This is a genomic window from Amycolatopsis endophytica, assembly GCF_013410405.1.
In the GTDB taxonomy this organism is placed as follows: Bacteria; Actinomycetota; Actinomycetes; order Mycobacteriales; family Pseudonocardiaceae; genus Amycolatopsis_E; species Amycolatopsis_E endophytica.
Genome location: NZ_JACCFK010000001.1, coordinates 263,193 through 275,232, shown reverse-complemented (window position 1 = coordinate 275,232; position 12,040 = coordinate 263,193). Strand labels below are relative to the sequence as shown.

Below are 12,040 nucleotides of genomic sequence, written 5' to 3'. Positions count from 1 at the left end.
GGCGTGTTTGCTCTTCCGGGCGGCGTGTTGGCTGTTCCGGGACGCGTCGGTCAGGAGGAGGGCGACGGGCTCGAACTGTCGCTGCGTGATGACGACGACGAGCTGTTGGTCTCGCTCGACGTGGAGGTCGAAGTCGGCTTGCTGGACGTGCTCGACGACGAGGTGCTGCTGCTGCTGGTCGGCGGAGTCGTCGGCGTGGTCGGGTCGGACGGTGTGGGCGACGCGGTCCTCGTCGGGGACGGCGGGTCGCTGCGCGGGGGAGAGGTCGTGGTCCCCGGCGGGAGTGTCGTGCCGGGCGGGATGACCGTGCCGGGCGGCAGCGGTGTGCCCGGCGGCAGCACGATCGGCGCCTCGTCGGAACCCTCGGGCGGCAGCAGCGTCACGACCTGCGTCCCGTCCGGGTTGGTCGTCACCACGGCGGTGCGCGAACCGGCGGGCAGCGCGACGCCGTCGACCGTCACCGGGGCCTGGCCGGGGGCTGCGTCGCCGGGGATCAGCTGCGCGCCCGACGTCGACTGGCCGTTCGGCACCGCGGCCTTCGGCGAGTCGCCGGGCGCGATGAAGGTGGCCAGGCCGCCGAACGCGGTCGCGAGCACGACGCCGCTGACCGCGAGCAGCACGTAGCCGCTGCGCTGGCTGCGCGTGGCGGAGTCGCGCGGCGGTGAGATCTCGGTCCGACGACTCGATCGTGACCCCATCTGGGCCATTGGTCGCTCCTTGACTGGCGGGGAACCGGCTGGAGTACACCCGGGCGAGTGAGCCCGAATGGTGGCGTCTGGCGGGCAGGTTAGCACCAAGAGTGAATGTCAAGCTGTCCAGGAGCGCCCGACCGCTCACCCTCCGCTACCGAACGGAGTCGGGCACCATGGAGGACGTGACGGGTGAACAGGACACGGCCCGCCTCACGGCGTGGGTCAGCGGCACGGTGCAGGGTGTGGGTTTTCGCTGGTGGACGCGGTGCCGCGCGCTCGAACTCGGTTTGGTCGGCAGTGCGCGCAACCTCGACGACGGCCGTGTTCGGGTGTTGGCGGAGGGTAGTGAAAGCCACTGTCAGCAGCTACTGGACCTGCTCCGCTCAACATCATCACCCGGACGTGTGGATCAGGTCGTCGAGCACTGGTCGGCGCCTCAGGGTGGCCTGGAGGGGTTCGTCGAGGAGTGACGGCTGTGGTGGTTGGGGTCGTTGAGGCACGCGGGGACAACACGCCCACGGGCAAGACCGGGAGGTTCGGCGGCCACCGATAGACTCGTCGGATCACCCAGGCGTTGAAGGGTCCCGCCACGTGCATCTCAAGAGCTTGACGCTGAAGGGCTTCAAGTCCTTCGCCTCGGCTACCACCCTGAGGTTCGAACCGGGCATCACCTGCGTGGTCGGCCCGAACGGCTCCGGGAAGTCGAACGTTCTCGACGCGCTGCGCTGGGTGATGGGCACACAGGGCGCGAAGGACCTGCGCGGCGGCAAGATGGAGGACGTCATCTTCGCCGGCACCTCGGGCCGCGCGCCGCTGGGCCGCGCCGAGGTGACCCTGACCATCGACAACGCGGACGGCGCCCTGCCCATCGAGTACAGCGAGGTCTCGATCACGCGCCGCATGTTCCGCGACGGCGCCAGCGAGTACGAGATCAACGGCAACTCGTGCCGTCTGCTGGACATCCAGGAACTGCTGTCGGACTCGGGCATCGGCCGCGAGATGCACGTCATCGTCGGCCAGGGCCAGCTCTCGCAGATCCTCGAGTCCAAGCCGGAGGAGCGCCGCGCCTTCATCGAAGAGGCCGCGGGTGTGCTCAAGCACCGCAAGCGCAAGGAAAAGGCGCTGCGCAAGCTCACCGCGATGCAGGCGAACCTGGACCGCCTCAACGACCTCACCGCCGAGCTGCGCCGCCAGCTCAAGCCGCTGGGCAAGCAGGCCGAGATCGCCCGCAAGGCGCAGTCGGTGCAGGCCGAACTGCGGGACGCGCGCCTGCGTCTGCTGGCCGACGATCTGGTCACCCAGCGCGAGGCGATCGCGCGTGAGGAAGCGGACGAGAACGCCGCCCGCGCCCGCCGCGCCGAGGTCGAGCAGGCGCTGGAACTGGCCGGTGCCGAGGAAGCCCAGCTCGAAGCGATGGTCGCGGAGGACGCGCCGCGCCTCAACGCCGCACAGGACACCTGGTTCAAGCTGTCCGCGCTGGGCGAGCGCCTGCGCGGCACCGTGCGGCTGGCCGTGGAGCGGCAGCGGCACCTGTCCGCCGACATCGAGACCTCGACCGGCGGCCGTGATCCCGAGGAGCTGCTGGAGGAGGCCGAGCAGGTCGCCGAGCGCGAGGCGGAGCTGAACGAGGCGGTGATGATCGCCCGCGAAACGCTCGCCGAGGCCGTGCTGCGCCGCGAGGAGCTGGAGCACGAGGTCCAGGCCGCGGAGAAGGCCCATATGGCGGCGGTGCGCGCGATCGCCGACCGGCGGGAGGGCCTCGCGAAGCTGACCGGTCAGGTCGAGGCACTGCGCAGCAAGAACAGTGCGACCTCCGACGAGATCGACCGTCTGACCGCCTCCATCGACGAGGCCGCGGCGCGTGCCGAGATCGCCGTCGAGGAGCTGGAGGAGGCCCGCGCCGAGGGCGGGGTCGAGGAGTCCGACGACGCCGATCTGCAGGACCGGCACGACCGCGCGGTGCAGGCCAACCAGGCCGCGAAGGCCAGGGTCGAGGAGCTGGTCAAGGCCGAGCGGCAGGCCGACCGCGAGATCGCGTCCGAGAAGGCGCGGGCGGACGCGCTGTCGATGGGCCTGCGGCGCAAGGACGGCGCCGGTGCGCTGCTCGGCGCGAGCGATCAGGTACCGGGCCTGCTCGGTTCGGTCGCGGCACTGCTGTCCGTGGAGCCAGGGCATGAGGTCGCGCTGGCCGCCGCGCTGGGCCCGGTCGCCGACGCCGTCGCGGTCGAGGGTGGCGATCAGGCGATCGCGGCGCTGAAATTCTTGAAGGACAACGATTCCGGACGCGCCGGGGTGCTGCTCGGCGGCGCTTCGTACACAGTGGACACCGCGTCGTGGCCCGCGCTGCCCGACGGCGCCCGCTGGGCGCGCGACGTCGTGACCGCGCCCGGGCCCCTGCGTCCGGCGGTGGCGCGGGCGTTGGACCGGATGGCGGTCGTGGACAGCCTGGAGACGGCGCAGCGGCTGGTCGCGGCGCATCCGGAGGTCAGCGCGGTCACCGCCGAGGGCGATGTGTTCGGTTCGCACTGGGCGGTCGGCGGCTCGGGCCGCAGCGAAAGCGTCATCGAGGTGCAGGCCGCGGTCGACGAGGCGCAGGACCGGCTGATCGCGGCCGAGCGGCGGCTGGAGCAGACGACCGCCGAACTGGAGGGCGCCCGCGCCGAGCAGCAGGCTCGTCGCGAGGAGGTCGCGCAGGCCAAGGAAGGACTCTCGGAGGCCAAGGTCCGCAAGGCGCGGTCGTCGGAGCGGCTCAACCGGTTGCAGCAGGCCGCGCGGTCGGCCGAGGCGGAGGTGACGCGGTTCCGGGACCAGCGCGCGAAGGTCGAGGCCAGCCGCGAGCAGGCGCTGACCACTCTCGCCGAGCTGGAGGAGCGGCTGGCCGCGGTCGCCGAGCAGCCGGTGGACGAGGACCCGGACACCAGCGCCCGCGACGAGGCTGCCGAGAAGCTTTCGTCGGTGCGTCAGGAGGAGGTCGAGTCGCGGCTGGCGCTGCGGACCTCCGAGGAGCGTGCCCGCAGCATCGCCGGCCGGGCCGAGTCGCTGCGCCGGGCCGCCCACGCCGAACGCGCCGCACGTGAGCGCGCCGAGAAAGCCCGTGCCGCCCGCGCCCGTGGCGCCGGGATCGCCGCCGCCGTCGTGGATGCCGGTGAGCTGGCGCTGGAACGCATCGAACTGTCCGTGCAGCGGGCGGCCGCCGAGCGCGACGAGGCCCAGGCCGTGCGGCAGCAGCGGGAGGGCGCGCTGTCGCAGGTGCGCAACCGGGTCCGCGAGCTGACGCACGAGCTGGAGAAGCTGACCGACGCGGTGCACCGGGACGAGGTGCTGCGTGCCGAGCAGCGGCTACGGTTGGAGCAGCTGGAAACCAAGATCGCCGAGGACTTCGGCATCGGCCTGGAAGACCTGGTCGCCGAGTACGGTCCGGACGTCCCGGTGCCGCCGAGCCCGGCCGAGGTGGCCGAGTACGAAGAGGCGAAGGCCAACGGCGAGCAGGTCAGCGCACCGCCGTCGATCCCGTACGACCGCTCGACGCAGGAGCGGCGGGCCAAGCGGGCCGAACGTGACCTGTCGACGCTGGGCAAGGTCAACCCGCTGGCCCTGGAGGAGTTCGCCGCGCTGGAGGAACGGTACAAGTTCCTGTCCACCCAGCTGGAAGACTTGAAGGCCACGCGCAAGGACCTGCTGACGGTGATCAAGGAGGTGGACGACAAGATCCTCGAGGTCTTCACCTCCGCCTACACCGACGTCGCCCGCGAGTTCGAGACGGTGTTCTCGGTGCTCTTCCCCGGCGGCGAGGGCCGGATGATCCTGACGGAGCCGGACGACATGCTGGCGACGGGCGTCGACGTCGAGGCGCGCCCGCCCGGCAAGAAGGTCAAGCGCCTGTCACTGTTGTCCGGTGGCGAAAAGTCCCTGGTGGCGGTCGCGATGCTGGTCGCGATCTTCCGCGCGAGGCCCTCACCGTTCTACGTGATGGACGAGGTCGAGGCCGCGTTGGACGACACCAACATGCGGCGACTCATTGGTTTGCTGGAGCAGCTGCGCGAGTCCAGCCAGCTGATCATCATCACCCACCAGAAGCCGACGATGGAGATCGCGGACGCCCTGTACGGGGTGAGCATGCAGGGAGACGGCATCACGAAGGTGATCAGCCAACGCCTGCGCCAAGACGCCTGAGCAGCCAACACACCGCCCGCAGCGGCAAACACGCGCGTGTTTGCCGCTCCCGCTGCCGTGTTTGCTCTTCCGGGCGCCGTGTTTGCCGTTCCGGCTGGCGTGTTTGCCGTTCCGGGACTCGGCGCCCGGGAACGGACGCTGAGCCCGCCGCACCACCCGCCGCCCGGCATGTAGGCCGAGTCGCGACTGGCTCGGGCCTCCGGCGTCCGGCAACGTAAGCCGAGCCAGGAACGGCCCGGACCTCCGGCGTCCGGCAATGTAGGCCGAACCGCGACGTGCCCGGAGCTCCCCCGCCCCTCATCCTCTGCGACTGACACCGTCCGCAAGGAGGGGCGGGGGAGGTCGAACTCAAGCCGACCGACTACCGGTAGCCCACGTGCCCAGCGGCTCGCCTGCCAAAGGCGGGGTTCAAAGATCAAGACCGGCAGACTCCGGGATGACCACCCAGCTCCGGGCATGGGGCACGCGCCGCGCGGCTCGCCGAAAACCGCCGCTGGTGCTCCGTTTCGGCCCGTTTCCCTCGAAAGTGTCCGTTTCAGACACTCCTTCCCGGTAATAACCCTCAGTGTCTGATCCGTAACCACCCATGTGGCGCAAGACACATCGCGTCACCTGGCGCTAAGTTGAGTAATCGATTTCTCGCGTGCGAGCGCGAGGGCGGTCCGTCCAGGCTGGGGGTCCCCACTGTGCCCGTAACTTCCTTGAGCGCGCCCAAAAACCGCTCGGTGCTCGTCGTGGTGGGGCTCGTCCTCGCGTTGGTCGTCGGGGTGCCGGCTGGGGCCGCGCCGGCACCGGCGTCCGGTGATAAAGGGCCCGTCGGCTGGGACACCTACCGCTCGATCGACGGGCTGGCGCGCCTGCGGCCCGGTGAGCAGGTGAAACAGTTCTCCAGCTTCGACCGCACCGGACACAACGACGACGGTTTCGTCGGAACGTACTCGTGTCTCAGGGAAGAACCCAACGGTGACTGTCTGCTCGCCGACGCCCGTGGCGCGGGAGAGATCTCGTCGATCTGGTTCACCTACGAGTCGACGTCCGTCGCGTCCATCGGCCGGATCACGATCGAGCTGGACGGTCGCGTCGTGTTGCAGGGATCGTTGCAGGACATCGTCAACGGCTCCCAGGGTGCGCCGTTCGTCTGGCCCCTCGTCGGGAACTCGGCCGACACCATGGGTGGCTCGGTGATCAAGGTGCCGATGCCGTACACGCGCTCCATGCGGATCACCACCCAGAACAACCCGCACTTCTACCACGTCACCTACCGCCAGTTCGCCGACGCCAACGGTGTCCGGACCTTCAACCCCGGCGACAGGGCCACCGACGTCATCCAGCGGCTGCGCGGCTACGGCGTGCGGGATCCGAAACCGGCCGTGACGAGCGCGCGGGCCCAGTCGGCGCCGGTCGACGTCGCTCCGGGGGCTGCGGTGTCGGTTCCGCTCGCGTCCGGCTCCCGGCGGATCACGCAGCTCGGCCTCCGGCTTCCGCAGGTCATCGCCGCGCCGGGTCTCTCCGACGACGGACGGGCGTACGGCGCGGGCGGCAGCTCGTTCAACGCGACCGTCGCCCCGGACAACGAGGGTGTGCGCATCACGCGTCGCGTCGACGCGGGAATCGGGGAACAACGGGCGGACCTCCTCGTCGGCGGTCAGCCCGCCGGCCAGTTCTACAGCGGGCCCGCCCGGGCCGACGGTGGCTGGCTGGACCAGACCATCGAGGTGCCGGCGGACCTGACCAGGAACAGGTCCCAGCTGCAGGTCGCGACCCGGTTCGTGTCGTCGGCCGAGGACGTCAACGAGTTCCGCTACGAGGTGCACAGCTTGGTCCGCGGGCAGTGGGTGCGCACCGACGTGCTCGACGTCGGCCACAACCACGTGAGCGACGAGGCCGTCCATGGGTACAAAGTGGACGGTCAGCGGTGGTCGGGCCTGCGGTACTTCCGCTACGCCGCCGACCCCGGCCGTGCCGAGGCGTCCGAGTCCGTGCTGGAGGGCCTGCGGTTGCGGCTGACCTTCGACGGCCAGACGACGGTCGACGCGCCGGTCGGCGAGTTCTTCGGCTCCGGGCTGGGCAAGTACGCCTCCCGGACCCTGCTGCACGCCATCGACACCACCGAGAACGGCGCGTTCACCAGCTGGTGGCCGATGCCGTACGGGGGCAGCGCCGTGGTCGAGCTGGTCAACAACTCGGGTGTGCCGGTCGCGGGCGGCAGCCTGGAGGTGACGACCGCCGGGGACTCGTCGGTGGCGGCCGGACTCCAGGACGGCTCGCTCGGCTACTTCCACGCGACGCAGCACCGCGGCGGCACGGTGCCCGGCCAGGACTGGAACTTCCTGACCTCACGCGGCCGGGGTGTGTTCTACGGGGTCACGACCAGCATGCGCGGCGGCATCCCACCGGGCCAGAACCAGCTGAACTACCTCGAAGGCGACGAGCGGATGTACGCCGACGGCTCGGCCAGCCCGGCGATCCACGGCACCGGATCGGAGGACTTCTACGAGTCCGGCTGGTACTTCCAGGACGGGCGCGACAGCGGCGTCGAGGGCGTGCCGTACGCGATGCCGCAGGCCGGGCTCGTCAGCCGCGAGGACGCCACCGACGGCTGCCAGTACGTCTGTCTCAACGCCTACCGGCTGATGATCGGCGACGGGGTGCCGTTCGGCAACGGCATCGAGTTCGACATCGAGCACGGCGACCGCAACTCGATGCCTGCCGACTACAGCTCGACCGCCTACTGGTACGGACAGGACACACCGTCGCTGAGTCAGAGCGACGTGGTCGACGTCGGCGATGACACGAGCCGGTCCCAGCACGGCTACACCGCGCCGGGCGACACCCGGGAGCAGCTGACGTCGACCTTCGAAGGCAAGCGGGACACGACACCGGTCACCGGCACGACGACGTCCACCACCCAGCCGGTGACGTTCACCGCCCGCGTCGACCAGGCCAACGGGGGACTGCGGTTGCACCGTGTGTCCGACCAGGCCCAGGCATTCCAGCACGCGCGAGTGTTCGTCAACGACCGGCCCGTCGGCGAGTGGTACCAGCCGCTGGGCAACACGCATTCGCGGTGGCTGGAGGACAGCTTCGACATCCCCGCCTCGGCGACCGCGGGCCAGAGCGCGGTGCAGGTGCGACTGGAACCGGTGGCGGGGGCACCCGCGTGGTCCGCGTCGCGCTACACGGTCTACTCACAGTCGACGCCGCCACCACCGGCGCAGGATTGAGCGGTGTGTCCGGGCGCCCGGAGCTGGATGATCACACAGCGACCACCTCGCCACGGTGAGCCCGGACTGCTCTTCCGTCATCCCGGAGTCTGCCGGTCCGGCGAGGACGTTTTGAACCCCGCCTTTGGCAGGCGAGCCGCTGGGCACGTGGGCTACCGGTAGTCGGTCGGCTTGGGTTCGACCTCCCCTGCCCCTCCTTGCGGAGGGTGTCAGTCGCTGAGCAGCGGCGTCAAGGCGGGAAAGAGTACCTTGACCCCGCTGCTCAGCGACCAAAGCAGGCTGAGGATGAGGGGCGGGAAGGTCCGGGCACGTCGCGGTTCGGCTTACGTTGCCGGACGCCGGAGGCCCGAGCCAGTCGCGACTCGGCCTACATGCCGGGCGGCGGGTGGTGCGGCGGGCTCAGCGTCCGTTGCGGGCGGCGCCGAGTCCCGGAAGGGCAAACACGCCAGCCGGAACGGCAAACACGATGCCCGGAACGGCAAACACGATGCCCGGAAGGGCAAACACGCCAGGCAGCGGCCAACACGCCAGCGGGAAGGGCCAACACGGGGTGGGGGGCTAGCTGATCGGTGCTGAACCGTCCCATTCGGACAGTGGGGCGCAGTGCCAGCGCCACTTCGTCAGCCTGGGGTGGCCCGGCAACGGCGCTCGTCCGTTGGCCCACAGCAGGGTGGGCCACGGCTCGGTGTCCATCGGCGTCCACGGGAACAGCCGGTAGAGCGCGGCGGCGGCCAGGCGGGCGGGTGGCTCGAACGGGACGCCGAGTCCGCGGGCCGCGTCGGAGGTGTGCACCAGCAGTTCGTCGCACGCCATGGCGGCGAAACCGGCCGGGTCGGCGGCGCCCCACGGGTGGAAGCCGCGTGCTTCCGGAGCGCTCGTCGCCACCACCGCGGCCAGTACCTTCGCCGTGGTGCCGAGCGTGACCAGCAGCTCCGCCGGTGCCGAACCGGGCCGCACGTGCGATTCCATGGTCGCCAGCTCGACCGGCCCGGCGGTCAGGTCGTAGGCGTACCAGTGCAGGCAGTCGCTGATGTGCGCGACCACCCCGGCGACGGTCAGGTCCAGCTCCGGCACGGGCGCTGACCAGTCGCGCTCCAGGTGCCCGGACAGGAACTCCGCGCAGGTTTCGGCGGTGCTCAGCAGGACGTTGGCGTCCATCTAAACCGGCTCCGGTTCCTTCGGGGCCGTGGCTTTCGTGCGGTGCCGCAGGGACAGCGCGCCGCCCACGACGAGCGTGATCAGTACGCCGAGCAGCGTATACCACGGGAACGCCAGCACGACCGGCTTCGCACCGGGGGCGGGCGGGATCTTCACCGCGAGCACCACCACCGCCATCACCGCGACCGTCACGACGAACGCGATGATCGCGTCCAGCTGCCGTGCCCGCTTGACCCACATGCCGAGGAAGAACGCGCCCAGCATCGCGCCGTAGGTATAGCCGGTGATGGACAGCCCCTGCTCGATCACCGGGTTGTCCCGGTTGCTGAACAGCGATCCGAACACCGCGAACACCACCGCCCACACCAGCGTCCAGATCCGGCCGTGCCGGAGCAGCTTCGAGTCCTCCGGCCGGCGTTTGGTGAACCGCTGGTAGAGGTCGGCGACCGTCGAGTTGGACAACGCGTTGAGCGCCGAGGCCAGCGCGCCCATGGTGGAGGCGAGGATCGCGGCGATCAGCAACCCGGCCACCCCGACCGGGAGTTCGCTGGTGATGAAGTTGGTGAAGACGTCGTCGCCCTTCACACCCAGCTCGCCCAGCGTCCGGAAACCGTTGTGCGCCCACAGCATCGCGCCGACGAACAGGAACAACGCGAACTGGACGGTCACCGCGATGCCGCTGCCGATCAGGGCCTTGCGCCCGTCGCGGATGCTGCGGCAGGCCAGGAACCGCTGCACGATCAGCTGGTCGGTGCCGTGCGAGGCCATCGTGAAGATCGCGCCGCCGACCACAGCCGTGACGAACGCGTACTGGCTGGTCAGCAGGTGCAGCGGGTCCAGGTTGAAGTCGAACAGCCGGAAGATCCCGGCGTCCGCGGCACGTGAGGTCCAGCCCGACGGCAGCTTCGTCGCCAGGACGATCATCGCGATGATCGCGCCGCCGATGTAGACCGTCAGCTGGATCACGTCCACCCACACGACCGCCTTGATGCCGCCGACCAGCGCGTAGATCACGGTCAGCGCGGTCAGCACCACCACGATCTGCCAGTAGGACGTGTTCAGCCCGAAGTGCTGGAGGATCAGCTGGATCGGGATAGCGCCGGCGAACAGCCGCACGCCCTCGGCCAGCAGCCGGGTCACGATGAACGCCACCGACGACACACCCTGCATCGTGGAGCCGAACCGCTCGCCGAGGAACGCGTACGCGGTGGTCTGCTGGCCCTTGAAGTAACGCGGCAGCAGCACGAACGACACCAGCGTGCGCCCGATGATGTAGCCGAAGGGCAGCTGCAGGTAGGTCAGGCCGTTGTAGCTGCCCGATGCCGCCCAGATCAGGCCCGGCGTGCTGATCACGGTCAGCGTCGAGGTCTCGGTGGCGACGATCGAGAAGCACACCGCCCACCACGGCAGGCTCCGCTCACCGATGAAGTAGTCCGCCGCCGAGCGCTGGCGCCGCCCGACGAGCACGCCGATCGCGGGCATCGCGGCCAGGTAGACCACGATGATCGCCAGGTCAACTGGGTGCATCAGGCACTCCTATCGGTTGGTCCGGGTGAGCCGCTACCCGCAGACGGGTGACGGCCACCGGATGCGGCGCCGGCAACCCCAACGGGTTCTCGCCGGGAGTGATACTGCCGAGCAGGCGCGGGCCGCGCGCGCCGGTGGCCGACGGCAGGTTGGCCGGGATGCCGTGCCAGGTCAGAAAGCCGAGCAGCGCGGTGAGGTAGGACTCCTTGGCCTCGCGCGGAAGGCCGAACTCGTCGCTGACCGCCAGTCGCGTGCCGGGCAGGTGCGCCGCGAGTGCGCGCATCAGGGCCGGGTTGTCGGCGCCGCCGCCGGAGGTGATCACGGTGGTCGCGTCCGCGCAGGCGCGGGCGATGGTGACGGCGGTCAGTTCGGTGAGGGTGGCGAGGAGGTCTTCAGCGGTGAGGTCGAGACCAGCGGTCGCGGCGTGCAGGTAGTCGGCGTGGAACAGTTCCTTGCCGGTCGATTTCGGTGGTGGCGCGGCGTAGTAGGGCTCGGCGAGCAGGCGGTCCAGTAGTTCGGTGTGGACGTGACCGCGGGCGGCGATCGCGCCGTCGAGATCGCTGTCCTGCGCGCCGTTGGTCACTTCGTGTGCCGCGAGATCCAGCAAAGCGTTCCCCGGTCCGGTATCGAAGGCCTGAACGCCGTCCGCCCGCACCACGGTGACGTTCGCGATGCCGCCGATGTTCAGCGCGACGGCCGGCGCGAGATCACGTAACCACAGCGCGTCCAGTGTGCTCGCCAGCGGAGCGCCGTGCCCGCCCGTGGCGATGTCACGCACCCGCAGGTCGGCGACGACCGGCAGCCCGGTGCGCTCCGCGATCCACGCCGGCTGCCCGAGTTGCAGCGATCCACGGGCCCGGCCGTCGGAGACCCAGTGGAAGACGGTCTGGCCGAGCGAGGCGACCAGGTCCGCTCCGGCGCTCAGGGTGGCCGCGGCTTCGGCGAAGGTCTGTCCCACGCGGGTGTCCAGGCGCGTCACCCGCGCCACCGTCGTCGCCGATGGCGGCAGGACGGCGAGCAGGTCCCGCCGCAGGTCATCGGGGTAGGGAACCGAGGAGTGCCCGAGCGGGACGAGGACGATCTCGTCCCCGGACACGCTCAGGTCCGCCACCGCCACGTCGATCCCGTCGACCGACGTACCGGAGATGAGCCCGACGACGCGCATGAGCGACTGGTCTAGTCCTTTTCTCACCGGAACGCAAGAAAATCGGTGATTTCTTGTCTTCGCCGGGTCCCGGACAGGGGTGTCCTGCCCGGTGACCTGGG

At 70.2% G+C, this 12,040-nt stretch carries 7 protein-coding genes; 4 read left to right on the top strand and 3 right to left on the bottom strand.

Going from position 1 to position 12,040, the window contains the following annotated elements; translation table 11 throughout:
- Nucleotides 1-24: 24 nt before the first annotated feature.
- The 4 genes from HNR02_RS01335 to HNR02_RS01320 all read left to right on the top strand — a co-directional run bounded on the left by HNR02_RS01335 (nucleotide 25) and on the right by HNR02_RS01320 (nucleotide 8,089).
- A complete protein-coding gene (locus HNR02_RS01335) occupies nucleotides 25-624 on the top strand; it encodes a hypothetical protein (protein ID WP_179771408.1) in 600 nt (199 codons plus the stop codon).
- Between the two features lie 241 nt (nucleotides 625-865).
- Nucleotides 866-1,162 (top strand): acylphosphatase, encoded by a 297-nt coding sequence (locus HNR02_RS01330; RefSeq protein ID WP_179771407.1) that lies wholly within the window; start codon nucleotides 866-868, stop codon nucleotides 1,160-1,162.
- Nucleotides 1,163-1,283: 121 nt separating this feature from the next.
- The gene (gene smc / locus HNR02_RS01325) at nucleotides 1,284-4,865 is read left to right on the top strand and encodes a chromosome segregation protein SMC (protein ID WP_179771406.1); all 3,582 of its coding nucleotides are present in this window, start codon (nucleotides 1,284-1,286) and stop codon (nucleotides 4,863-4,865) included.
- Between the two features lie 701 nt (nucleotides 4,866-5,566).
- Nucleotides 5,567-8,089 (top strand): glycoside hydrolase family 172 protein, encoded by a 2,523-nt coding sequence (locus HNR02_RS01320; protein ID WP_218902573.1) that lies wholly within the window; start codon nucleotides 5,567-5,569, stop codon nucleotides 8,087-8,089.
- A 558-nt stretch (nucleotides 8,090-8,647) separates the two neighbouring features.
- On the opposite strand, the gene HNR02_RS01315 is transcribed toward HNR02_RS01320, so the two are convergent.
- From HNR02_RS01315 to HNR02_RS01305, 3 genes are read right to left on the bottom strand one after another with little or no spacing between them, the layout of a single operon-like run.
- Nucleotides 8,648-9,247 (bottom strand): maleylpyruvate isomerase N-terminal domain-containing protein, encoded by a 600-nt coding sequence (locus tag HNR02_RS01315; protein ID WP_179771405.1) that lies wholly within the window; start codon nucleotides 9,245-9,247, stop codon nucleotides 8,648-8,650.
- Nucleotides 9,248-10,774, bottom strand: a complete 1,527-nt coding sequence (locus HNR02_RS01310) for a sodium:solute symporter (RefSeq protein ID WP_179771404.1) — start codon at nucleotides 10,772-10,774, stop codon at nucleotides 9,248-9,250.
- A complete protein-coding gene (locus tag HNR02_RS01305; protein WP_179771403.1) occupies nucleotides 10,761-11,939 on the bottom strand; it encodes an anhydro-N-acetylmuramic acid kinase in 1,179 nt (392 codons plus the stop codon). The genes HNR02_RS01310 and HNR02_RS01305 overlap by 14 nt, the downstream gene beginning before the upstream one ends.
- Nucleotides 11,940-12,040: the final 101 nt, after the last annotated feature.